This window comes from Acinetobacter sp. ANC_7503, assembly GCF_056780035.1.
Map to the genome: position 1 here is coordinate 595,328 of NZ_JBWYJA010000001.1, position 25,388 is coordinate 620,715.

Consider the following 25,388-nt stretch of genomic DNA (forward strand, 5'->3'; position numbering starts at 1 on the left):
TTTTTTAATATAGATACTTATAAAGGGTAAACATGTCTCCAGAAGATAAAGCTCGAGTTATCATTGATCAAAAACTAGAATCTTCTGGGTGGCTTGTTGTCGATAAAAAAGATTTCAATCCCGGCGTAGCTCCAGGTATTGCTGTTCGAGAGTTCCAAACTAAAACGGGTCCAGCAGATTACATTCTTTTTGTAAATCGTACCCCTGTTGGTGTCATTGAAGCAATGAGAGATGAAGAAGGTGAAAATATCACCATACATGAACGCCAAACAAAAAGGTATGCAACATCAGGTTTGAAATCAAAAAAACCATACGATAACCTCCCCTTCCTTTTCCAAGCAACATCACAAATTACACGCTTTACAGATAGACGAGATCCTGAGCCGCGCTCACGTGAGATTTTTTGGTTTTATAGACCTGAATTTTTAAACGAGCTATTTAAAAAAGAGAAGACTTTACGTCAACGGCTTCAGGAAATGCCGGCTTTGAATATTGACAACCTGCGGGACTGTCAAATTGATGCTATTACAGGACTAGAAAAGTCATTAGCGGTACAACAGCCTCGTTCACTTATTCACATGGCAACTGGTGCTGGTAAAACATTTACTGCGATTTCCTCGGTCTATCGTCTGCTCAAATTTGCAAAAGCCAAACGTATTTTATTCTTAGTTGATACGCGAAACTTAGGAAAGCAAGCTCACCAAGAATTTATGGCATTTACGCCACCTGACGATAAACGTAAGTTCACTGAACTTTATAATGTTCAACGCCTCATGTCTTCTACCTTAGATAGCAAAGCGGATGTATGCATTTCTACAATCCAACGCATGTATTCGATTTTGTCTGGTGAAAAACTGGATGAGCAAGATGAAGATATTAACTTAAATGAATTGAATACATTAGAAGAAAATACAAGCTTGTCTAAAAAGCATATTCAGTACAACCCTAATGTGCCTATCGAGTCATTTGATTTCATTATCATTGATGAGTGTCATCGCAGTATTTACAATTTATGGAAACAAGTTCTTGACTACTTTGATTCATTTTTGATTGGTTTAAGTGCAACACCAGATAAACGCACCTATGGCTTCTTTAATGAAAATATTGTTGCTCAATATAGTTATGAGCAATCTGTGATTGATGGTGTCAATGTTGGCTATGACATCTATGAAATTGAAACTGAAATCACGAAAAAAGGTCAGACTATTCGTGCAAAGCAATTCATTGATCGCCGTAGTCGCCAAACCCGAGCTAAACGTTTAGTTGAGGCTGATCAAGATATTGTCTACACCCATAAAGACTTAGATAAAGATGTGGTCAATCCAAGTCAAATTCGCAACATCATTCGAGAAATGAAGCGAGCTGTAAGCCAAGAAATTTTCCCAGACCGTCAAGAAGTTCCAAAGACTTTAATCTTTGCTAAATCGGATAGCCATGCAGATGACATTATTAATATCGTGCGTGAAGAATATGGCAAGGGAAATGAGTTTTGTGAAAAAGTAACTCATAGCGCCAAAGATCCTGATGGCGTACTCAGCGATTTCCGTAACGAATATAATCCTCGTATTGCAGTGACTGTCGATATGATTGCCACAGGTACAGATGTAAAACCATTAGAAGTTTTACTGTTTATGCGAGATGTTCGTTCTAAAGGCTATTACGAACAAATGAAAGGTCGTGGTGTTCGTAGTTTAGATGAAGATGGATTAAAGAAAGTTTCACAAAGTGCGAGTGGTGCCAAAACTCGATTTGTGATCATTGATGCTGTGGGTGTAGAAAAATCCCAAAAAACTGAGAGTCGCCAATTAGAGCGTAAACCAACCACAACCTTAAAGCAGCTCATAGATGGCATCATTATTGGTGATGTAGATGAAGATACTGCTTTAAGTTTGGCAAACCGACTGATTCGACTCAATAAAAATTTAGATGCAGAAACGCAAGCTAAAATCAGCCAGCTTACCGATGGCAAAAGTCTAAAACAGATTACTGAATCGATTTTGAATGCGGTTGATCCTGATACGATTAATCAAGCCATTATCACAGATGCTACGTCTCAAGGTCTGGTTATTGAGGAAGATTCTATTTCTGAACAGCAGTATTTGGACAAAATGAGTGAACTCCTTGAGCAGGCTTACCGTGTATTTGATGATCCTGAACTTAGAAAGTTACTAATCGAAAAGAAAGATGCTGAACAAATTATTGATACTGTCAACATTGATCAAATCGTTCACCGTGGTTTTTCTGCAAATGTAGAACATAAAGCTCAGGAAGACATCGAAAAGTTCGAAGCCTATTTAAAAGAGCATCGTGAAGACATTGAAGCCTTAAGTTTCTTTTATGATCAACCCTATCAACGCCGTGAACTGACTTTAAGCATGATTCAAGTGCTTCATGATAAACTCAGCCGTCCTCCGTTATTACTGACCACTGAACGTCTTTGGTCTGCTTATGAAAGAGTAAAAGGCAGTCAAGTCAAAAGTGTAAATACTCAGCGTAAATTAACTGATTTATTATCCTTAGTTCGCTTTGCTTCTGGCTTAGATCAAGAGCTTTCTCCTTTTAGTGAGGAAGTCGATAAGCGTTTCCAAAAGTGGGTGTTTAGACATAATGCTCAGAATGCAACGGCATTTACTGAAGAGCAGATGACTTGGCTCCGTTTAATGAAAGATCATATTGCGAATAGTTGTCAGCTAACACCGAACGATTTTAAGTTTGGTTCGTTGGCGAGGCATGGCGGGGCATTTAAAGCGGCAGAAGTTTTTGGTCGAGAGAAACTTATGCCATTAATGAAAGAATTGAATGAAGAGTTAGTGGCATGAGTAAAACTTTACCTAAAGGTTGGTGTTGGGCAACAATTAACGATACAGGATCATATATTAATGGTTTTGCATTCAAACCTTCTCATCGCTCGGACTCTGGACGACCTATCATTCGTATTCAAAACCTTACCGACCCAAGTAAGCCCTTTAACTATACAGAATTAGAGCTTCCTGACGATTACAAAGTTTCCCAAAATGATATTTTAGTCAGTTGGTCTGCAACTTTAGATGTGTTCTTATGGCATGGTCCAAATGCCTTATTAAATCAGCATATCTTTAAAGTCGTTCCAAATGAATCCTTAGTAGATAAAACTTTCTTGCGATATTCTTTAAAAAAATCTATTGAGGAGTTATTAAATACAGAACATCTTCATGGAAGTACTATGAAGCATATTAATAGAGGACCCTTTCTAGCACATCAAATTCCTTTACCTCCTCTAAATGAACAAAGTCGTATTGCTGATAAAATTGATGAATTATTTAGCGAACTGGATAATGGCATTGAAGAGCTTGAAACAGCTCAGAAGAAATTAGAACTTTATCGTCAGTCATTATTAAAATCAGCGGTTGAAGGCGAACTCAGTAAAGTATGGCGTGAAACTCAAACTGAGATTTCTGAAACTGGTGAACAGTTATTAGCACGTATTTTAAAAGAACGCCGTGAACGTTGGGAGCAAGAAAAGCTTAAAGAATTTGCAGAAAAAGGGAAAAATCCACCAAAAAATTGGCAGGACAAATACCCTGAACCTGTTCAACCTGATACCGAAAATCTACCTCAATTGCCTGAAAGTTGGGTGTGGGCTAGTTTAGATCAAGTTATGCTCATCAAAGGTGGTATACAAAAGAAACCATCAAGAGCACCTGTTAATAATAAATTTCCTTTTCTTCGTGTAGCAAATGTTTATAGAGCTCAATTAAACCTTGATGATATTCATGAAATTGAATTATTTGAAGGTGAAATAGAACGCTATAAACTTGAAAAAGGTGATTTGTTAATTGTAGAAGGAAATGGAAGTCTTACTGAAATTGGAAGGTGTGCTATATGGGATGGATCTATTCCAAATGCTGTCCATCAAAACCATTTAATTAGAGCTAGACCAATTCAAGTTTTAAGCCAGTATTTAGAAACATGGTTAAACTCGTCAGATGGTATTAATTACATGGCAAAACTTGCCGTTACTACTAGTGGATTATATTCGCTAAGTGTTGGAAAAATTGCTCAAATTCCCGTTCCCCTTCCGCCTTTAAATGAGCAATCTTTTATCACAATTGACTTAGCATCTAAATTAGAACAGCAAAAACAACAATTGATGAATTTAAAAGAATTGCAAAATTTAAATAAACTTCAAAAGAAAAATATCTTGTCAGATGCTTTTACTGGGAAATTGATCCCTCAAGATCCAAATGATGAACCAGCTCAAGTCCTGCTAGGGCGTATTCAACAGCAACGTGAAGCAGGAGCTCTAGTGAAAAAAGCTCCCCCCCAAAAGCGTTCAACTCAAAAAGTAAAAAAGGAGGTTGCTATGTCTAAGAATATCCTAGATATTCTAAAAAATCAGTCAGATTGGATTTCAGGACAAAAGTTGGCAGATGCTTTCGGACTTAATGGAAATAGCAATATTGACGATATTGAGCAATTTTATGAGCAGCTTCGTGCTCTCAACTTAGATGAAAAAATAATGGTAAAACCAGATCAACAGAAAAATAAAGAACAGGATCTGATCAAAATTAGGGAGAATACGGATGCGTCTTGATTACTTAAAGATCGGTAGCGCTAAAGATAGCCCTACCCATCAATTTAAAAATTTAAAAGATGTCTGTATAAAATTTAACGAAAAAGAATGGATTACTGTTGTTATTGGCTGGAATGGAACTGGTAAATCCAATGTTCTTGAAGCTCTAGCTGTCATTTTTGGAGACTTCCTGGACCTCAAAAAAAGCCCTAAATTTGCTTATGAGATCATATACAAAATAGGTAAGTCCTCAAATCAAAAAAACATTAGAGTTGTGGCTGATCCAGATTTGCCTCCTAAAGAACAGCTAAAAATTTATATAAAAACTCAAAATATTATTTCATCTAAGTCAATACAAACTGAATTATTTGAAGAATCTTCAGATTTAGCATCATCAGAAAACTATTCTGACCTTAAATTAAATGAATTCTTAGTAGAAGATAGTGACTACCTTCCTAAATACATTTTTAGTTATTATTCTGGTCATTCAGAACGTATGTTTAAAATTTTTGAACCTGCATTGAAAGATCATTATAACAAGTTAATGAATTTTGAACTCTCAGACGAGAACTTTATTCGTCAAAAGTTTTATGCATTACCAGAACATAGTCAATTTGTACTTCTATCTTTTCTTTCCCAGTTAGATGATTCGTCAATAGGATTAAAGTTTTTAGAAGAACATTTTGGAATTGATCCTGAAAATGCGCTTCATTCAGTATTATTTATTCTTAGACAACCACCTTGGAATGGTCAACCAACTGGAGATAAGCGAGTATGGCGAGCTGTCGGCGATGCACAAACTTTCCTTTCAAAACTCTATGATATAAGCCTAGCCCCTATTACATTAAAACAATATGAGCATCAATATATTTGGTCAAATAAAAAAAAGAGTTTTGAATATAAGTATTTATATCTAAAAGATCCTAATGATATCAAGCAACTTGGATACAATACCCCTCGAGCCCTCTTTAATGCAATTGAAAGTGTTTTTATTTCACTCTTGATTAAAGAAATTAGAGTCAGAGTTAAACTCAAAAACAATTCAAATAATGTTGTTTTTCAAGAATTAAGTGAAGGTGAACAACAATTATTAACTGTCTTAGGCCTCTTAAAATTCACAGCAGGTGAAGAAAGCTTATTTTTACTAGATGAACCTGATACTCACCTAAATCCCAAATGGTCGGTAGACTATATTAAGTACTTGAAGATGTTCATCAGTAATAATCAGTCTGATGAAGATCAAACCAGCCATATTATTTTAACAACACATAATCCAATTGCTATCGCTGAGCTTGAAAAGCAACAAATACAAATTTTACATCGTAAAGATGATCAGAAAATCTATGCTGATCAACCTGATCAAGATCCTAAAGGTATGGGTTACGCTGGAATTATCACGAGTGATATGTTCGGATTAGGTAGTTCTCTAGACAAACAAACTAATCAACTATTAATCGAATATCAAAAGTTAGTGATTAAATCAAGAGCAGATAAAACCCCAAAAGATAAACAACGACAAAGGGATTTAAAAGAACACCTTGAAAAATTAGATTTTAATTTTGATTTTAAAGATCGAATTAAGCGAGAATTTATGCGCGCTCGTTTTGATCTAACACACGGTATTGAATATACAGATCAACCTATTGTTACTGATGAAAATAAGCAAAAAGCTTTAGAAATTTTATTAGATAATCTACTTAATAATTAATTATGAATTTTATTGATCATTCTACTCCCCCTACACATGTTAATTTCTATAATCCTAATGATGAGGAAACAACTTATACTTATCAAATCTTAAAAGCTTCTAACATTATTAATTCAGGCGATAAAGTATCACCAAGAACTAAATTGATAGAAGCTGGACACTGGAGAAATCTAAAAACTTGGCTAGCTCTTAAAAGCGATGGAAAATGCTGGTTTTGTGAAGCAAAAGAAAATCGTGCAACATATGACGTTGAACATTTTAGGCCTAAAAATCAAGTTAAAGTTAATAAAAAATTTTTAAAATTTCCGGTTTCTCACAGTCGATCAGGTGAAATTTTTGATGGATATTGGTGGCTTAGTTACGATTGGACCAATTACAGATTATCATGTCAAAGATGTAATAGACTCGATACAGACTCTATAACAAGTACAGTCCACGGCAAAGGCAATGAATTTCCTTTAATAGATGAAAATCAAAGATGTTGGGATGAAACATTTAAATTAAATGATGAACAACCTTACCTTTTAGACCCTTGTAACCAATCAGATACATATCTGCTTTTACATCCGCGAGGAGGGAGTGTTTTTCCAACGTACTCTGATACTAACTGTATAGATCATCATAGAGCTCAATTTACAATTAGTTTCTTAGGGCTTAATGCTTACCGTGTTAAGGAAAAAAAATTAGAAATTCAAAATACATTAGAATGTATTCTTGAACCACAAGTTGGTAAATTTGATCTACCGATAAAAGTACAAAATGAAATTCTGAAAAGACTTTGTCCTTGTTCAGAATATTATTCATTTAGCAAAAGCATTATTTTAGAATTTCGTGAGGATATACCATGGCTAGAAAACCAACTAACATCAATGGGGTTATAGGTCTTGTACTAGTATTGTTGTATTCTTGACCGAGCTTCTTAGACTTGATTATTTTGTAATGAATGCAACTACTTTAATTTCCAAAATTTGGAATTTCTGCCATACCTTACGTGATGATGGTGTGGGCTATGGTGATTATCTAGAACAACTGACATTCTTACTTTTCTTAAAAATGGCTCACGAGCAAAAAACATTGCATCCATTTGAATCAGTTGATATTGGCATTCCTAATGGTTTTGACTGGGACAGCCTCATTAATTTAAAAGGGGCTGAGCTAGAAGATCACTATCTTAAAGTACTTAGTAAGCTTGGCACAATGTCAGGCATGTTAGGTGCTATTTTCTTTAAAGCACAAAATAAAATTCAAGATCCTGCAAAACTGCATCGCTTAGTATCACTGATCAACGAAGATACTTGGAGTGGTATTGGTGCTGATGTAAAAGGTGATATGTACGAAGGCCTTTTACAGAAAAATGCAGAAGATACCAAAAGTGGTGCTGGTCAGTATTTCACCCCTCGTCCTGTTATCGATGCAATTGTTGAATGTGTACGACCAAAACCAATGAAAACAATTGCAGATCCAGCATGTGGTACAGGCGGTTTTTTCCTTGGTGCGCATAAATATTTACTATCCCAAAAGCTAGATAACAAACAAGCTGAATTCTTAAAAGAAAAAACCTTCTTTGGTAATGAGATCGTAGCTAGTACACGCCGTTTATGTTTAATGAATTTGTATCTGCATAACGTTGGTCATCTTACAGATGAACCACATATTGCTCGTGCCGATGCCTTAATCAGTGAGCCTTCAGTAAAAGTAGATTACGTTTTAGCCAATCCTCCTTTTGGCAAAAAAAGTAGTATGACTTTGACCAATGAGGAAGGCGAAGAAGATAAAGAGTCCCTTACTTACGAGCGTCCCGACTTTTGGGTAACCACATCAAATAAACAATTAAACTTCTTACAACATATTGTCAGTATGCTAAAAGCAGACGGTAAAGCTGCTGTCGTTTTACCTGACAACGTACTGTTTGAAGCTGGTGTAGGTGAACGTGTACGTAAGAAGTTATTAACTGGATGTGATGTTCATACGATCTTGCGTTTACCTACTGGTATCTTCTATGCGAATGGCGTAAAAGCAAATGTGATTTTCTTTGATAACAAACCTAAATCAGAACAAGTTCAGACTAAAGGTATTTGGTTCTATGATCTTAGAACCAATAAACGCTTTACGCTTAAAACTCGTCAACTTCGTAAAGCTGATTTAGATGATTTCGTCAAATGCTATAATCCTGAAAATCGTTTTGAACGCCAAGAAACGGAACGCTTCAAGTATTTCAGCTACGATGAAATTATTGCTCGCGATAAAACTAGCTTGGATATCTTCTGGCTAAAGGACAATAGCTTAGATAACCTAGATGAGTTACCTGCTCCAGATGTATTACAGCAAGAAATCATTGAGCACCTAGAAGCTGCTCTAGAATCTTTCAAATCAGTTGCTATTAGTTTAAAAGATTAAAAACAAATCAAAAGCTAGGCTAATTCTATTAGCCTAGCTTTAACCGCTATTGCAGACGCTGTTAAATCAATAGTTTGGAACTCCAACCCATAGCCCTGAATTTTTACTTTTTCCGATATATCTACTCCAACGCTCGGATGAAGTAATATCCCTCTTTGAAATACTGGATATCCATTTTCTTCTTGGGACCTTAGGTATGTGTAAATTTGATAGATATACCCATTCCTAAATTTTTCTTTACCAAATCGATTAGATACTAAAACGTTATTAAATTTAGTATCAATCATGGTCGCCTGTCCTGTCTGTGTATTTCTTAAAATAATATCAGCCTCCATCTGAGGTAGCATATCTGTAATCAATGCATCAGTATCAAACTTCCATTGCAATTTTTTATTATGACTAACTGTCCACACCTTAGCTGATAAGTTCTTAGAGTAAAAACCATAAACCGCTTTTTCAAACAATTTTCTTAACCATTCCTCACTCATTTCTTCTAAATTTGGAAGTAATTGATTTCCTTTTTGCATTGTTGGTATTTTCAATTCATTTAACAGCTGACACGTTTGAAGAAGTGCCTGTTCAGAATAATCAAAATGACCAAACCGATCTGATTTTAGATCATAGTTTTGAATGAATGGACAAGTAACTCCCAGCCCTTCAAGAATATTAATATTCTGAACAATCCTTCCTTTCAATCCATCTATGCCCTTTAAAAAAAGTGCATTTTTCAAAGTCCTGAGTACATACTGATATCTTGGGATATCTAGAGTAAGCTCGTCATAAGAACAATTGACTTGTCCCCTCTGCATCAACATCTTACTTTCAGTTGTTAAAAAATTAATACTGCCTCGTACACGAGTTAAATTTTCACTCCTAGTGACATAATTACTCGACAGCCCCTTAGCTATATTCCTATCAAACTGATCGCACAATAACTCTAAGATAATGGTGTATAAGTCATCAGGGTTCTCTTCAACATTCAAAAATTTATCTTCAGAAGTCTTATAGACTTCCGAAGCATAAAGAATTAACAACCAAACATTTTTTATAGGGATTCCATACTTAGTGATGTAATGGTAATGGATATCTAACATGTTACTTAGATGTCCTTTAATGCATTACATAAATTTGAAACTTGAGGTGTATTGTCAGGCCAATAATCTAATAACAATGGCTTAACTTCTGATTCAACAACATCTTCAAGCCATTCTTGTAGATCATCAAATACTTGAGCTGGTGTAAAGAAACTATGGCCAACGCAGAATGGTTTACCTAAACGAGGATCTTCCTGAATTACTCCATTTAACTGCTCAATATTAAGGCGCAGTTTTTGGAGTTGACCTTCAGTTACTTGTTCAACATTTTCTTTAACAACTTTCATCCAGACATCATTAAAAGTTGGTTCTAATTCTTCAAAGGCAAAACGTCTACGAAAAGCTAAATCCAGCTTAGCCAATGAACGATCTGCGATATTCATCGTTCCCAATACATAAACATTTTCTGGCACATAAATTTTTTCATTTTTATCTTTCTTATAAATCAACTCTAGTGAATGCTGATGAGCTCTTTTTGAGTTTTCAATGAGCGTTAGCATTTCACCAAAAATTTGAGAAGGATTACCCCTGTTAATTTCTTCAATCAAAATAACAAATTTTTGCGCAGGGTTATGGCGTGCACGATGGATCAATTCTAGGAAGGGACCATCAACAAGGTTTAGTTCTCCTTTAGAGTTAGGTCTCCATCCCCTAATGAAATCCTCATATGACGTTGTCGGGTGGAACTGGATATGAATGAAGTTTTCTTTGTACTGCCCAACAAGATACTCTGATAATTGCTGTGCTAGCCAAGTCTTTCCAGTGCCTGTTGCACCTTGAAAAATAACATTCTTTTTTGATTCAATTCTACGAACAATTTGTTCAAGCTTTTCTTCAGACATAAAACATCGATTATCAAGAATATCTTTGAGTGATATCTTTGGTTCATCAATGATTGGAGACTCTGTCATATTCTCTTCTTCATCTAGAAAATTAGGGTCATATGCTTTAATGCTGAGTTCGGGAAAACTTTTGACCGAAGAATTATCTTTTTCAAAGATTGTTTTAAGTTTAGCGATCAATTCTAAATAATTTTTGCCATCTATCGTTTTCTTAAAACCACTGTATGGAATTTGGAGCTTTAATTCTTCTTCAATGAACTTACGCGAACTACCGTCTAAACTTAGATAATCCCATGGGCGTATCCAAAACAACGCCATCGTAATGTTCCATCCAATTCCTTTTTGTTTTAGAAGGTTGTTATAAGAATCTATAAAAACTCGGTTTGCTTGAACTGTGTCTTCACCATCAGCAAACGCAATTGACGATTCAAAGAAATCCCATAAATTTTGTATGTCATTTGGTTGCTGAAATTCTTCAAAAGAGAAGAACCAAGACTTCATGTTATTTAAGAGTGGAATACCATCAAAATCACTAGGTAGTGTTGATTCTACAGATAAGGCCTGTGCCAAATCTGAAGCAATTGCTTGCCTATTTGAATCCTTCATTTGTCTATTCATCATGCCAATGACAGTAAATGGACAAATATCATTAAGCTCTTTGTTCAATAAATAGGATAAGTTATTTTTTGCTGCAATGGTCTTAACTTTTTCAACTAGAATTTTTCTATCATGCTTAAATTCTAACAACTGATTTGATAAATCAACCAAGAATGGTGCCCAAGTAATTTCTTTTTTAAGAGTATCTCCAAAACGACTCTTCCAATAAGGTTCATTTCGAAAGAAATCAAAATTTTGCTTTTGGTTATCAAAAGTAAAATCTATTAGCTGTCTAGCGTAATTAGACTCATATTTGACTTGCCATAATGTAGTCCTACTTGTATAGAAATACCATTCTTTTGGCTCTTTCAGTACAGACCAGTCGACATCAACAAAGTGACCATCATATCGATTTGCTGTTACGGTTCCTATGGCTTTTATGGCCATAACAGAAACGAAATTACCTTTACTATCGAATGGCAAATCTTTTTTGCGAACATATGATGATTTGATGGCAATTTTATCACCAACCTTCATCAAATTAACTTTATCTGTTAACTCATTTTCATAGCCATTTTCCCAAATTCCCTGTTCAATAAAGCGATCAAACTGATCTGCATTACGTCCAAACGTTGCCCCTACAAACCAATATGTTAAAGCAGATTTATCTAATTTCTGGTGAATTTCTTCGAAAGACATTTTTTGCTACTAATTTTATAAAATTTAAGTGATTATATATATTTATACGGTTCAATAATTACCTCTTTAACACTTAAGTATTACTGGACTTGACTAGTCATATAACATTAAATTTAATTCATAATGAAAACTTATACATCCGATACCAGCCTAACGAATAACTTCAGATCTATTTTTTTGATCGGTGCCAATACTGCAACATATAAGTTTGCTCTAGCAAAATCATTGCTTGAATTAAATAATCAAACTTTTGTGAGCTTAGATGACCTATCCTCTATTTTCGCCAAACATCTCATTGAACATATTCAAACTGGAAAACGTCAAATTCAAGGAAAAGGGACTGCGAAACTTTTAAATGTACTGTACCTCTACACCCAAGAGCAAATTTCAGAAGAATTGATGCTCAACGTTACAAGAACTGAGGGCTTTAAATGTGTACTTGATGCTTTCCACAATTTACCTAAAAAACAACAAGCTTCTAAATTTTTTGAAAAAACAATTCAGGATAAAAAACAAGGCATCACGCTTACCGATAATCTATTTCACCTTTTAGCAACAGAAGATTCAGAAAACTTTCATAATGAAATTGAAGGTCGCTGGAATTTAGTAGAGTCAGCTTGGAGTGAAGAGTCGCTAATCCATGTTCAGTACGATACAGCTACCGAAGATCTTTACTATCTGAAGCCCGTTTCTAATAATTCTTTCCTGCATTCACATTTACGCACCAACCTCACAGGTGTCAGAAAACCACTAAATGGTTATCAAAAAAGTAAATGCTTTTACTGTCTCAAATCGATATCAATTCAATCAGGCCAAGACACTACTTGCGATGTAGACCATGTTATTCCAATGTCCATTCAGTATGGTTCAACATATGACTTACAACTCAATGAAGTTTGGAATCTGGTCCTAGCATGTAGAGAATGTAATCGATGGGATCATGGTGGAAAAGCAGGTAATATCCCTCATCTCCAATTTCTTCTTAGATTGCATCAAAGAAATGAATACCTTATTGAAAGTAATCACCCTCTTAAAGAAAACATCATCTTAAGAACTGGAAAAAAACCTGATCAACGTTTAGATTTTTTGACAAAGCGCTTTGATTTTGCAAAAGGTATCAAGAGTACCTCTTGGATTCCCAAAGAAGTTTTTGACATATCGTTCTAGCTCAACTTTCTTAAAAGTAAGTTCAACCACTTTTCCTGTCGATCAGGTCGCTTATCTACTGTAATCCATTGCTGGATCTGTTGAACATTATCAAACTGCTCAAGTAAAGCCTCCGCTTGTTCTTCATTCAAATCTGTAAATTGCCGACCATCCTTTTCTCGATCACTATCCCCATATTTGAAAGACATATAAAGCACACCATTTGGCTTGAGCGTACTCAGCAGTTTTCCAATCACCTCTTTTAAACGAGTACGCTCACAATGCAACAACGATGCGCACGCCCAAATTCCATCATAAGTTTCATAGTCATCAACCTCATAAAAGCTCTTCCACTTAATAGGAATACCTGTAAGTAGAGATGCTTTTTTAACGAGTTCTTCGGAATAGTCTATTGCATCGACCTGATAGCCTTTATTTTTAAAAGCCAGAGTATCTCGTCCTGAGCCACAGCCAACGTCAAGAATCTTGGCACCTTCCTGCAGCTCAGCCAAAAATGGCTTGTATAGGCTTTCCATATCAACTACAAAAGTTGAAGCTGTAAATTCTTCTGTATGTTTATTGTAGTAGTCTATTGTTTTCATTACGGACACTTAGGCTAAAAGACATTTTCAGTCTACAAGAAAACAAAAAAATAAGGGAGCTAAGAGCATCCCTTATTCTCGACTCGCCAACTTACTTTCGATCCATTGATGGATCTCATAAGCTGACCAGCCGATACGGTTTTGGGTAATTTTGACTTTCTTTGGAAAAGTCGGATCGTAGTATGGTGAATTCTCATCCATCATTTCATAGATGGTGGAACGTCCAACGCCAACTAGCTCTACGACCTGCTTGATACTAATCAGTTGGTTCATTTGGAATGTTTGTCCTACAAATGTACTCATGGTGTTTACTCCGATCTCATGATGTCGAGCAACTCGCTCATGAGATACGGCAATCCCGTAAGGATTTACCCTGTCCGATTCAATTCAACGCAGTCACGGAACCTTTTAAACCCTGTTGAATATCAAAAGACTCATTTTGAACAACGGACTGCTGTTGCTCTTCTCCCTGATGAAACTCCTCTACTACATCCAATCCTTCCTCTATATCCATTTCAAACTTCGCATTAGCAAAGCCCTGTCGTGCCATCTGATCGAGTGCCTCTTGATTAAATCCCGACTGCTTAGTTTGCTGATCAATCTCACGTGCTGTGTGAATCGCAGACTGTAAATCAACACCCTCTCTTAATGTTAAATCCACGTAATACACAGGCTGACGATAACTTTGTGTTGTACTCTTTCCTCGTAACGTCAGTTGCAGTGGCAAGCATGAAAGCAAGCCGTTCGATGCTGCATGGTAGTAGCTCAGTCGAGCTGCCAATGTGCGTATGCTATTAAAGCCTGTCGTTCTAAAAATAAATGTACCAAACTCATCCGACTCATCTAAGTTCACATGCAAACGCCCATAGGGCTTACAGTACCCACCTTGAGCCAATGGACATAAATCAGGTGAAGGACACGGATGCTGTTCAACGCCTTGATTGGTTAAACGCTGACAGGTCTGACCATCACCGACACAGACAGGTCGTCCAGTCTGACGATCAAATAAGGTGTATTCTGCTCGTAGGTTCAGATCAGGATCATTAAAGATCATGCGTACAGGAATTGAACGGAGCTTCTGATTGGGTGCATTGGCTCGAAGCTGTTCATCTAATGGGTGCTTGACCCATCCTTCTTTATTTTGGATTTGTGAGGTAATAGTAAATTGGTCATCTTTCTCAGGTAGACGTTTACCATTCTTTTCCACGACTCGACCAATACTGATACGCCCAAGTGTAGGCGGTGTGATCGCTAGACCTTTAATCATTTTAATACTCCAATTAAATCTTTAAGGCGTAGGGTTCTTATATGTAAGTTTCAACGACTGCTATAAAGTAGACATAATTACTAAAAAGCGAGTGTTGACTGCAAAAATCGCGACCGATTTACTCTCTACAAATGTTGTAGAGAGCGGGGAGCGATTTTTGTGCATTTTTGATGAGGTTAATGATGTGGGCTTAGTCGGTATAGATATTGAAGCGACGACTGCCCTGTCTTTTTAGTGGATATTGTTCAATAAGATCAGGCTGATGCTTGAGCAATGCTTTGGTACCTAAACTGACACTGTCATTGGCTTTCTTCCAAACCACCGAACCACGACTAAACGTGGCACGCTCTGCATCCTTCATCATCATTTGGATTTGATGCTTTAGCTCATCAAAACGTTCTTGTTTATGCTGAATCTCTTCTTTCAATTTGATCAGCTTATCGAACATGAGATTGGCTGTTTCATTCTGTGATAGATCTTCAACTGTCAGTGGAACATGGACTGGATACAACTGCTGAATGGCTTTGGCGGCCGATTCACTTGCATCTACTGAAGGGGGTGTATCCTTTTCCACACATTCCCAGAAGTAACGTTCCGCATTAATAATGTGTTCAATTACAGATTCAGAACGAGTCACTTTAAAGATTTTAGTTTCATGCCCACAAAGCAATACACACACATGGGCTGCCTGTTTTCCTGTCACTGCTAATTGGTGCTGTACCTGACAAAGTACATAGAGTGGTACACCATCACGCCACAGCTTCGCGCCATGTTCCCCTGCTGTTTTGCATTCAAGAATTTGGACTTCATCACTCCCTACAACAGCGTAGTCCAAGTTTGCCAACATAAAATGCTTATCAGGATCAGGGTGCTGTAATACAGCATTGACTCGACGTACCTTATTGTTGGTATGCATGCTGTAATACTCAGCGACCAAAGGTTCAAGCTGTTTGCCCCAATACAGTGGTGCAACACCTGAGCTTTCATCTTCAATGGACTGAGTTTGACGACCTGTTTTGATCAGCCAGAGCTCTAGCATCGACATGTAGGGATTTAAACCACAGGCTGTCGCTGCATCACTGCTGCCAATCCCTTGCTTACGGACTTCAAGCCAATCTTGATACGCCATATCTTTGGTACTGACTAAGCGTTTTGCAGAGTTAGCTCGCTTGGTTGTGGTTAATGGGTTTAATGCTGTTTGAACACCTGCCTGTACAGATTGATTAGAAATTGGTGCGATTTGATTCATAGTTCTATCCTTATAAATTTCAGTTTTTGTAAAAAAGAAACGCATAAAAAAGCCATACCCGACACGAGGTCGGGTATGGCGATATGCATGCTGATTCAGATTGTTGATTGTGAGTTGTAAGTAGAGAGAGTTACGTGTGTGCTGTACTCAGCGATTGTTGAGACTTGCGGGGTTAAGGTTAGATTTATTACATGAGCTTAGGCTATCATGGATAGAGCTTGTTCCAGTCCACGTTGTTTAAGACCTGCGCCTGCACCAAACCATGCAGAATTCAAACGATGATCTGTACTCATGGCACGACGTTCATGATCAACGAATTCCGTGATTGAACACAGTAAACCATAAGCTGAATCTTTAGCCGACGATAACTCCGCACCTCGACCTTGACCATTAAACATGTCGAGAGCTTTAGTCATGGCTCTGCCATTGGGTTCAGTTTTGTTTTGCTGTGGTGGGTTGCTTGCCACCTGACGATAGAACTGAATGATGTTCTCTTCAGGATCAGCAATTGACATAGTGCTATTGTTGAACACAGCATCAAAATAAGCCTTCGCTTCTTGCTGACTAACCTTACGTTGTGTGAGTTGTTTCATTTCATACATGTGCTCATCCCATGCACGCACTGAAATACCCAATTGCTGTTTGACCTTCTCAGCATCAAACTTAGTACTGTGCGGGACTTTAATCACACCAGCACTGTCTGATGCTCCTTTAAGGGCAATTGCCAAAGTGTTATTACACACGACTCGTATACTGGTGAATTGTGCTGTAGTTGCTAGCGTACCATCACATGCAGAGGCAAGGAGCACATAGCCATTACTAACATCCTTTCCTTTCAACGCTGTGCTTTGACCTGTACGTGCTAAAGCCCAGAACTTCTTACCACCTTTCAGCACGCCTGCTGTTTCTAACTCAAAGCCTGATTGTTCTGTCAGATCACGGTAGAACTCCAAAATCTCTTTCGGTTGTACTTCCTGATAACGCTGACTGACCACAGATAACGGTGCATGTGTATCTGAACGATATAACACACGTTGTTCTTCAAAGGGCATGATGATGCTTTGACCACGTTCATTCTGAGCCATGTAACTGACATTAGATGATTCGATGCGCCAATCCATGCCTGCTTGTTGTGCCCAAACCTCGAGTGGCTGATTTGGACTGAGTTGATTACCTAAGCCATGCCATGGGGTTTCGCCCACATAGGCCATTTGTTCTAATTGATGTGCCATGATTGTAACCTCTATATTTGTGCAATCTGCAGCTGCATAAAAAAAGGCCTGCTGGGGAAGCAGACCAAACTTGGACATGTAGATATTCAATCACTGTGAAATCTACAAAGGATTCATTTAGATGTTATATATCTCTATTTTTTTATAATTGATGGATACATTTGTTTAAAATTCAGCTTAAAGTTTAGCTCGGTCAAATTGACCTAAACCCTTTCAACGATTATGATTCTAGCGCTGGCCTACATTGCCAGTCGGTTTTGACAGACCGTAGATCCAGGCAAGAAATAACCCTTGTTATTTTTTGGGAATCCTCTCGTCTCCCTTTTTTCTTAATGGTAGGACGGAAGGGGGACACCTACGGGTGTGCTGGTTCCTTGGATCCCAGTCTGTCAACCCTCTTTCGTTCTGCCACCATAATCAATTGACAGTGATTCGGTAGAACTTCTTAATTCCAAGGAGTCAACCATGACCAGTTTTTCTTATTTATATCCCTCGCCTTCATTGCAGCGAATAAATACCCAACGCTTTTGTATGGGTGTGTATTCACGCAAATCATAATAATTACATTCACCCACATTTTTTTGGTGATTACTTTTTAACTTAGCCTTCTTTTAAAGTAGGTATGAGTGTTTTGTCATGAAAAAATTTTGCTTTTTGATGCTCATCATTTTTGGGATAAGTGCTTGTCATTCAGATTCATCTTCACCTGTATCTGTACGTCTTGACCTCATGGCGAATCAATTCCATATCCCTAACAATCCCTATACCCCTGCTTATTTCAATTCCGTGATTATTCAAGCGACTAAAGATCAAGTCACTATAGAAAACATTGTCATTAATCGTGGGCAATGTCCTTTATCTTCATGGAGAAAACGCATGTCCACACTGAAATTTGGGCAGAGCTATCAAAGTGTGATCGATTGCAACATTGAGCAAGTCAGAGAAGTCACCGTTAAGACCAATCAGGGTGAATTTACTTTTAATTTTTAACACGCTTTTACATCAATATTTATAAATAATTAGGACACAATAATGAAAGGTAAAATTTTAGATTTTTCAGTACAAGATCAAACAGGTCTAATTCTTGGCGACAATCAACAACGCTATACATTCGATATTCATGAATGGAAGGATTCTCTTGCTCCAGCACGTGGACTATCGGTAGATTTCGACGTCAACTCAGAACAACAAGCAACCGCCATTTATCTGGATCTCCATCAGCAACAACCGAGCCATGCATCTCACCCCCTTGGTTCCGACTCAAACAATACGCTTCAACAAGATAGCTCTAGTCAACTAAATCCTTCGTTGTTGTCTAAATTTGAACAGGCTGAACATCATTATCGACAAGCCATTATCACCTGCTTTAAGAAGTTTGCTGATTTCAAAGGACGTGCACGTCGTCGTGAGTTTTGGTATTTCGAACTCTTTTGTGTATTGCTCAGTCTTTTGCTTAGTCTGTTTAGCGATAGCTTAGCCACTTTGGCAATGCTCATTACTTTCATTCCAAACCTTGCTGTCAGTGTAAGACGTTTGCATGACATCGGTCGTTCAGGCTGGTGGATGCTCTTGGTCTTTATTCCCATCATTGGCATCTTGTGGCTTTTGTTTTGGGCGACTCAAGAAGGCACTACAGATTCAAATCAATATGGTGAATCACCTAAAAACTAAAACACGATTCTTTATATTACTAATTCAAGGATTTAAGCATGAAAAAAAGAATTCTATTCCCTAGTTTGATCGTCTGTTTGGCATTATTCGGTTGCCAACAAAAAGATACAACGAATGATCAAGTAGACACACAGGCACAACAAAATAGTGAGCCTACACCACCATCGGGAATCAAACATTCTAAATTAGGAATAATGGCAATCGAAAGCTATGCTCAAGCTGAGCTACAAACATTGCTTGATTCTGAATTTCCCAATACCTATACCGCTTTACCTCTTCTCAATGTGCAATATCTTCGTCGAAATGATCAAGGTCTTTATCTCTACTCAAGCAGTTTAAGATTTAAAGAAAATAGTTCAGGGCAAATTCTGGGTTGTGATCAGTCTGAAATATCGTGGAATATTGACACCAATGACATTGGTATCGGACTTCAAGGTAGTTGCTTTAATGCTGTAGATGATCAGACTGAATATTCAGGAGATCATTCATCACAAACTATTCCCAAAGAATCACCTATTAAAATTAGCCTTGAGCCTAATCCTGCTCATAACTTTATGTCGATTCTCAAAATTCAATCTGTGGTGGATGAAGTAACGGTACAAGACGTTCATTTAAACCGTGGAAACTGTCCGCTTTACGCAAAAATGAATAGTCCTCGCAAAGTCACTTTTGGCAACTGGATTTTAGTGGATGCCAATTGCAATAAAAATAAAATTATTGAAGTGACGATTTCAACAGATCAAGGTGACTGGATCTTCAAGCCTTAAGAAAACCAAAGTCACTTTAACAACATGGGAGCAATACCACTCCCATGTTTTTTTTAATTTAGTAAAACTTTTGTCCACAATGTTGGCATTGAAAATAAGAATGTGTCACTGCTGTAGATTGACTCCCAAATACATTATCTAACAGCCCACCTACAACAATGCCTGCAATACCTCCAACTAATGGTGAGATCGGTAAGCTTTTGGAGAGGGTCGCTCCGATTGTGGCAAATGATGCAGAGGATGAGAAAATATTCTGAGAAGGATGATTTGACGGTTGTGGCATGATACGGACAACATGCTCCGAATGGCAGTATGGACAGTTAATTTGCATAAAATATACCTCTATAAAAGAAAAAGGCTTATCACTAGATAAACCCTTGAAAGAGAAGATGTTTCTCATCTAGATGATATATATTTAAAGTTATTTCTAAACGATGTACGTTCTCGATATCGACGATCACTACGATGATATTTACTCATACCAAAGGTACGCATTCTCAAGGGTTTAACCCGTAAATACTGCTTGTCCTTTTCAGGATTTACCAAGTAGGAACATACATGCTTAGCATTCTCAACCGATCTTAGGTCATTTCGGTAAATCATCCCAATGCCTAGCTTCCCCGATTTTCTGAACTGCTCTTTATGCTCCGTACTATTGCAATTAAAGCCATAGCCATCCTGTTTCGTTATCTGCTTCCAGCGCTCAATGACTTCATTTGCATAGTAATAATCTTGCTTTTTCACTGCACCGTTATAAATCATCAAGAGATGGCAATGGTAGCCCTTTTCCTCCCCTTGCTCTAATGCCCAAGCATAACCCTCTAGATCACTAAAACACCTATCCCCATCCTGAATATATCCTATTAACTTTTGTACATCATCCCTAAATAGGCGAATATCAATGTCAGCATGTTTTTCTTTTATATAGGCTAAATCAACCCTAACAAACAAGAGCTTGCTATAATGTTGAGTTAAATTATCAATATGCTTAAGTAACTGTTCACGATTACGTTCTTCAGCCTGATAGAAGTTTTTTCTCTCAACCTCACGCTGTCTCACGAATGTAGTAAAAAATGCCTGAACATCTTCAAACTTCATCTGATAAAGTTGTTCATAGTCAACTTTTCCATTAATGGTGTTTTGCTTCTTTAGCTGAAGAATGGCTTGGATATAGGCGGAATACCAAAGGTTATCATCATATTCAAAATCTATTTCGTTTATAAGAAATTCGAGTTCTTGCTTAAAACCTTCCCAGCCTATGTTGCCAGAGTGATAAATGGTTTTCTCAACAAAATCTTCTATGTCAATGAATAGCTTTGAATGATTACAAGTTGAAAAGTTTGCCATGGTAAAATCTCCTATGTGATATGACGCTACATAAGAGAAGTGAAATATGTTTTATATTACAGAGAGTCCTATAATGTTTACCGCTATTAGTATTTCTAGATAATTATGTTTCTTAAAATTGTTTATACGCTTTTTACTAAATACTAGCCATTGCTAATGAATGCAGAAGATTTACTAATCTCCACAAGAACAGCCATAGCACTGTTCAAACAATAAACTTAATAAATCCTACTTATATAAACTTTATTAATTTTGTATATGTTATAAATACAACTATAAGTACTATTAACTTAATTAAGTACATGTATTATAAATACAATTAAATACAATAATATTAATAACCTACTAAGCAAACGCACATGGACCAAATATAAGAATAGGCACTTAGCCTGCATTTCATCTCGTCCATTGAAATATACTCCCATAGGAACAGCGCAGTAGGTGCTATAAATCCTGTTTTGAAACTATTCCCTTAACAATATGGAAGCGGAAGTTATCTCCTGCCAGAAACTTATAAATAGAATGAAGGGAGCCAAAGCTCCCATATACTCGTACTCAACGGCTATTCAACTTGCTTTCAATCCACTGATGTCCTTCTAATGCTGACCAACCAACTCGACCAGTTGTTAAATGTACAGGCTTTGGAAATGTTGGATCATAACACTCCATCTTAACGTTTATAAGCTTGTAAATTGTGGCACGACTAATACTAGTAAAGAACACAACTTGCTTTAGGTTGATAATCTGATGCATGGTAAAGGTTTCACCAACAAATGTATTCATTATGAATGCTCCTCAATGATTAGACTGAGCTGATTTCGCTCAAATAATCAGGGAGTTCTGTGAACTAATAATAAGATTCCATTTTCCGACTCAATAATATTTTTCTAATGCATTGTTAACTAGGTGTCATTTTTTAATGCTATCAAATGCATCTATAGCCCGTTGAATGAATTTAGAGCTCAATTCTTCCATAGAGACCACTTGCTCCTCATGATCAACATATTCTTCATCAAGCCCCACATTTTCTTTCATCTTCGACTAAGTCAAAATATCCCCCTGTTTAGTTTTTGATTGTTTGGGCTTTTCTGCAACTACATGCCCTTTCAAAAACTGATCCAAGCTTCTAATCCTATGACCTTTATCAGTCGAATCCAGATTTTCTAGTAAGTTAAATTCCCATCTACACAACAGTCCATGTGCTGCATAACAATCAGCAAGCTCAGATTTGAAAGTTTGTAATTTTTTACCGTCATAATGCTTGATATGTAAAAAATCTAGTGATCGCGGTAAGGATGTAATCATAGCGCTTTGGCTAATTTTGAGATCTTCATTTCTGAAAAGTTTTAAGTAATTGGGGCTAGTGTCTAATGATCCTTTTTTACTTTTAGAAATCTTCTCCTTTTTTATAGAGATGTACTTGCCCCAGTACTCAATTACTTTTCTTCTGGATTGCTTAATGCATTCTTCATTTTTCTGTTCATCATAATCGGACAATGTCTGAGCATTAAAAATCAATGTAATATCAGTATTCAGTACTCTGTCTATAAACATACGTGTACCAACATAAGCAACTAGACTCTCACCACTTATTTTTCTAGTTCGCTTCAGATTTTTTAAGAAGTCTGTAAGCAACGCATTGAATGCAGTAGTGTTGTCCTCTGTAGTAAAAACGTTATTCGGTTGGTAAGAAAATTTCAATCGAAAAGCGAATACATCTTGCCTGATTGTTTGATTTAAATAGTCTTTTGCTTTAGCTTTATTTCGTTTAACACTCACGATCTCTTGTTTTTCAATATCAAAAAAAGAAGGCCCTCCTTTTAAATCGCCTGCAATATAATTGTCTAGATTTTTAAAACTATCTAGGCAAAACTTCAAGTCTGCTATGCCATCCCTATTGATTTTAAAATTCCATCGATTCCTAATGAATAGTCGCAGAAATATTCTTACCCGCCATCCAATAAAATCTAATTTTTCTAATTTTTCTATTAAGTTAAGACCCAGTTGCTTTAACTGCTGCCCAATATGCAAATACTGCTTTGCCAATTGAGATAAACATTTCAATGGAGCTTTTTCAATCTGACTTTGTGGCAAGTATTCTTCAATCAATATCTGAACTGGGTTGTACTGAACCAACCGCATGAAGTGCTCAATAGACACAAATAACTGTACACAATTCTCTTGCTCTCTCCACCCAAAAGGCAACATGTTTTTGTATTGTGAATAAACTAATGCTAACAGCTTTAAATCATCTTTGGCTTGTTTCGGTAAGTTATTATTTTTCCAAATCTGCTTAGCTTCTACACTGAAGTCCAAATCAATAAAATCATCAATTTTTTCAACACACGCTTCGATCTGCTCCCGATCCTGCAGAAGATTGACATTGTGGTCATTACTTGAAGATCTTTTAATTGCCATGAGTGAAACTGGATGTTCTAGATATTTATCTACGTAAATACTATCCGCTACCCGCACCAAATCAGGTTTAAGGAAAGAATCGACACGATAGAAGTAGCCAAGCACCCAATATTCAAATGCCTTTCTTTCAAACCTAGAACGTGCCTTAATAACCTCTTTATATCTAGGATCCAATGATTGAATTAAACGGCCTAAATCTTGTATATCAACTTTAAACGGCTTATTACCCAAATGCTCATCTGCATCCATCTGTAATTCTAAATCTTTCTGTATAACGGCTCGTATCTTTCTTGAATCCAGCTTTTGATTTTTAAATAATAATATCCACTGCAACACAAGACTTGAATTTATCCCTATCTCAATACGAGAATATTCAGCAAGCAACCCATACCTTTCAACCAGTAGACGAAAACAACCTCGTAATTCGATTCGCTTTCTACTTAAAGCCTGCCACTTTCTACCAATTGTATGTTCCTGTGGCGTCAAGGTGATCTCAAAACACATCACCCTTGAAGACTTATGGATTGCTAGAAACTCGTTAAATTGTCTTACCCCCTCATCAAATTGCTTATAAACACCCAAAGTTAGTTCTTCGGTAAGACAGGTGGCTACCTCGGAATCAATATTTTCTGATTCAGCAAGTTCTTTTGGCTCAGTCTGCCCTACATGTAAAACACTCAAATACTTTTCGAAGAAATCAAAAATAGTTTCATAGGGAAATGTTTCAACTTGCCATCTTTGTCCCCTTTTCCAAAAAAGAGTATCAGGATACCTCTCAAGGTACGCGATATAGGATGCTACATTCTTACTAAAATTGTGCGTTGGCTGTGCATATTTGATTAAATCACGCTCAACACGTAAATCCTCATAAAACGTTATAATCTGATTTAGTCTTTGCTGATCACCTTGTTCTTGAGCAGATAAAAATTCATCCCTTGTTGGATAAGCTCGCTCATAGACTAAGCCAAGTTGACGTTCTAGATTTTCTAAAAGACATATTGTTTCGTAAAAAATGCCCTCTGAAATCTCTTTGCCATATTTTTTATAGTTTATCCATTTGTGGTTGTATCTTTTTTTTAGGAAACGAAAAAGATCTTCATTACTAATCAAATCCACATCTGAATCGCGACTCACAACTTTATTATCATCATTTTTTAGCCTGTTCGTATGCACTTCAGACACCTCTTCATTCAATACAATTGATTAATTATGTTAAAAATAAAATACACCAAGTCTAATAAATAGATATGAAAAGCCAATATAATACTAAAATCGTGGTATTTGAAGAGGTATAAACTTATATCACCTTATTATAAAGATTAAAATTCCAATATAATAATTCATCAAATCCAATTTATGGCCATTTAAATTCCAACTAATAAATTATAGTTTTATAGTAATAGATTTGTAATGACAGACTAGTTGCACCCCCCGACCTTCTACATCATGATATGCAACAATACCCTTTTGTGGATGATGCGAGTGATCATTCAGAGTAAGTTAAAAATGTGTGTATGATTCAATACAGCGACTTCTTAAAATGGCTTAAGCCCCAAAAGAATTTAGATCGATGACATGTTTTATCCCCAACTAGCTTTAAGCGCGCCAAGCAACCTAATTAAGAAAAGTGTGTTTAGAAGAAAGTTTGACACAGGCTAAGAGTTTAAGATCACTCTATGAAAGACATACTCATTTCTATATCTGTCTAATAAAGTATTAATAAAGATTAATGCATCTACATTTTGATGTGGGGCATATTGAGGGGTAAGCACATAGACAAAAAATAAGCCACTGTAAAAA

The 25,388-nt window shown here is 36.6% G+C and carries 21 protein-coding genes; 9 read left to right on the forward strand and 12 right to left on the reverse strand.

All coding sequences use genetic code 11. From position 1 onward, the window contains the following. Positions 1-32 precede the first annotated feature (32 nt). The 5 genes from AC1M9M_RS02995 to AC1M9M_RS03015 are packed head-to-tail and all read left to right on the forward strand — an operon-like array spanning position 33 to position 8,657. Positions 33-2,819, forward strand: coding sequence for a type I restriction endonuclease subunit R (locus tag AC1M9M_RS02995; RefSeq protein ID WP_481595559.1), 2,787 nt, complete (start codon positions 33-35; stop codon positions 2,817-2,819). Then, positions 2,816-4,573 carry a restriction endonuclease subunit S gene (locus AC1M9M_RS03000; protein ID WP_481595560.1) on the forward strand — a complete coding sequence of 586 codons (1,758 nt, stop codon included), beginning with the start codon at positions 2,816-2,818 and terminating at the stop codon, positions 4,571-4,573. Before AC1M9M_RS02995 ends, AC1M9M_RS03000 begins: the two co-directional genes overlap by 4 nt. Continuing rightward, positions 4,563-6,260 (forward strand): AAA family ATPase, encoded by a 1,698-nt coding sequence (locus tag AC1M9M_RS03005; protein ID WP_481595561.1) that lies wholly within the window; start codon positions 4,563-4,565, stop codon positions 6,258-6,260. Before AC1M9M_RS03000 ends, AC1M9M_RS03005 begins: the two co-directional genes overlap by 11 nt. Positions 6,261-6,262: 2 nt before the next feature. After that, positions 6,263-7,141, forward strand: coding sequence for an HNH endonuclease family protein (locus AC1M9M_RS03010; protein ID WP_481595562.1), 879 nt, complete (start codon positions 6,263-6,265; stop codon positions 7,139-7,141). Between the two features lie 58 nt (positions 7,142-7,199). Continuing rightward, positions 7,200-8,657 (forward strand): class I SAM-dependent DNA methyltransferase, encoded by a 1,458-nt coding sequence (locus AC1M9M_RS03015; RefSeq protein ID WP_481595563.1) that lies wholly within the window; start codon positions 7,200-7,202, stop codon positions 8,655-8,657. A 14-nt stretch (positions 8,658-8,671) separates the two neighbouring features. On the opposite strand, the gene AC1M9M_RS03020 is transcribed toward AC1M9M_RS03015, so the two are convergent. Together AC1M9M_RS03020 and AC1M9M_RS03025 are read right to left on the reverse strand one after the other, a co-directional pair. After that, positions 8,672-9,751 (reverse strand): 5-methylcytosine restriction system specificity protein McrC, encoded by a 1,080-nt coding sequence (locus AC1M9M_RS03020; protein ID WP_481595564.1) that lies wholly within the window; start codon positions 9,749-9,751, stop codon positions 8,672-8,674. Positions 9,752-9,756: 5 nt separating this feature from the next. Beyond that, entirely contained in the window at positions 9,757-11,889 is a 2,133-nt protein-coding gene (locus AC1M9M_RS03025; protein ID WP_481595565.1) for an McrB family protein, read from the reverse strand. 123 nt (positions 11,890-12,012) lie between these two features. Between AC1M9M_RS03025 and AC1M9M_RS03030 the strand changes: the two genes are divergently transcribed. Next, positions 12,013-13,056 carry an HNH endonuclease gene (locus AC1M9M_RS03030; RefSeq protein WP_481595566.1) on the forward strand — a complete coding sequence of 348 codons (1,044 nt, stop codon included), beginning with the start codon at positions 12,013-12,015 and terminating at the stop codon, positions 13,054-13,056. On the opposite strand, the gene AC1M9M_RS03035 is transcribed toward AC1M9M_RS03030, so the two are convergent. From AC1M9M_RS03035 to AC1M9M_RS03055, 5 genes are all read right to left on the reverse strand, one after another. Further along, positions 13,053-13,637, reverse strand: a complete 585-nt coding sequence (locus tag AC1M9M_RS03035; protein ID WP_481595567.1) for a class I SAM-dependent methyltransferase — start codon at positions 13,635-13,637, stop codon at positions 13,053-13,055. The two genes, AC1M9M_RS03030 and AC1M9M_RS03035, sit on opposite strands and share 4 nt — an antisense overlap. 72 nt (positions 13,638-13,709) lie before the next feature. Continuing rightward, positions 13,710-13,940: a helix-turn-helix transcriptional regulator gene (locus tag AC1M9M_RS03040; RefSeq protein WP_071321306.1), complete on the reverse strand. Its 231-nt coding sequence runs from the start codon at positions 13,938-13,940 to the stop codon at positions 13,710-13,712. Between the two features lie 79 nt (positions 13,941-14,019). Beyond that, positions 14,020-14,904, reverse strand: coding sequence for a recombination directionality factor (locus AC1M9M_RS03045; protein ID WP_481595568.1), 885 nt, complete (start codon positions 14,902-14,904; stop codon positions 14,020-14,022). Positions 14,905-15,094: 190 nt separating this feature from the next. Further along, positions 15,095-16,153 (reverse strand): YqaJ viral recombinase family nuclease, encoded by a 1,059-nt coding sequence (locus AC1M9M_RS03050; protein WP_481595569.1) that lies wholly within the window; start codon positions 16,151-16,153, stop codon positions 15,095-15,097. Positions 16,154-16,350: 197 nt separating this feature from the next. Then, a complete protein-coding gene (locus tag AC1M9M_RS03055; RefSeq protein WP_481595570.1) occupies positions 16,351-17,385 on the reverse strand; it encodes a DUF932 domain-containing protein in 1,035 nt (344 codons plus the stop codon). A 636-nt stretch (positions 17,386-18,021) separates the two neighbouring features. Between AC1M9M_RS03055 and AC1M9M_RS03060 the strand changes: the two genes are divergently transcribed. Genes AC1M9M_RS03060 through AC1M9M_RS03070 form a run of 3 tightly spaced genes read left to right on the forward strand, consistent with a single transcriptional unit; the run spans position 18,022 to position 19,823 of the window. Further along, on the forward strand, positions 18,022-18,375 hold the full coding sequence (locus tag AC1M9M_RS03060) for a hypothetical protein (RefSeq protein WP_481595571.1): 354 nt from the start codon (positions 18,022-18,024) through the stop codon (positions 18,373-18,375). A gap of 42 nt (positions 18,376-18,417) precedes the next feature. Beyond that, positions 18,418-19,056: a DUF805 domain-containing protein gene (locus AC1M9M_RS03065; protein ID WP_481595572.1), complete on the forward strand. Its 639-nt coding sequence runs from the start codon at positions 18,418-18,420 to the stop codon at positions 19,054-19,056. 38 nt (positions 19,057-19,094) lie between these two features. Further along, a complete protein-coding gene (locus AC1M9M_RS03070; protein ID WP_481595573.1) occupies positions 19,095-19,823 on the forward strand; it encodes a hypothetical protein in 729 nt (242 codons plus the stop codon). 58 nt (positions 19,824-19,881) lie between these two features. On the opposite strand, the gene AC1M9M_RS03075 is transcribed toward AC1M9M_RS03070, so the two are convergent. From AC1M9M_RS03075 to AC1M9M_RS03095, 5 genes are all read right to left on the reverse strand, one after another. Next, positions 19,882-20,154, reverse strand: a complete 273-nt coding sequence (locus AC1M9M_RS03075) for a hypothetical protein (protein WP_481587863.1) — start codon at positions 20,152-20,154, stop codon at positions 19,882-19,884. A gap of 65 nt (positions 20,155-20,219) precedes the next feature. After that, positions 20,220-21,170: a YagK/YfjJ domain-containing protein gene (locus AC1M9M_RS03080; RefSeq protein ID WP_481595574.1), complete on the reverse strand. Its 951-nt coding sequence runs from the start codon at positions 21,168-21,170 to the stop codon at positions 20,220-20,222. 555 nt (positions 21,171-21,725) lie between these two features. Continuing rightward, a complete protein-coding gene (locus AC1M9M_RS03085; RefSeq protein ID WP_481595575.1) occupies positions 21,726-21,953 on the reverse strand; it encodes a helix-turn-helix transcriptional regulator in 228 nt (75 codons plus the stop codon). A 126-nt stretch (positions 21,954-22,079) separates the two neighbouring features. Then, the gene (locus AC1M9M_RS03090; RefSeq protein ID WP_481595576.1) at positions 22,080-22,205 is read right to left on the reverse strand and encodes a hypothetical protein; all 126 of its coding nucleotides are present in this window, start codon (positions 22,203-22,205) and stop codon (positions 22,080-22,082) included. A gap of 6 nt (positions 22,206-22,211) precedes the next feature. Then, on the reverse strand, positions 22,212-24,770 hold the full coding sequence (locus tag AC1M9M_RS03095; protein ID WP_481595577.1) for a hypothetical protein: 2,559 nt from the start codon (positions 24,768-24,770) through the stop codon (positions 22,212-22,214). Positions 24,771-25,388: the final 618 nt, after the last annotated feature.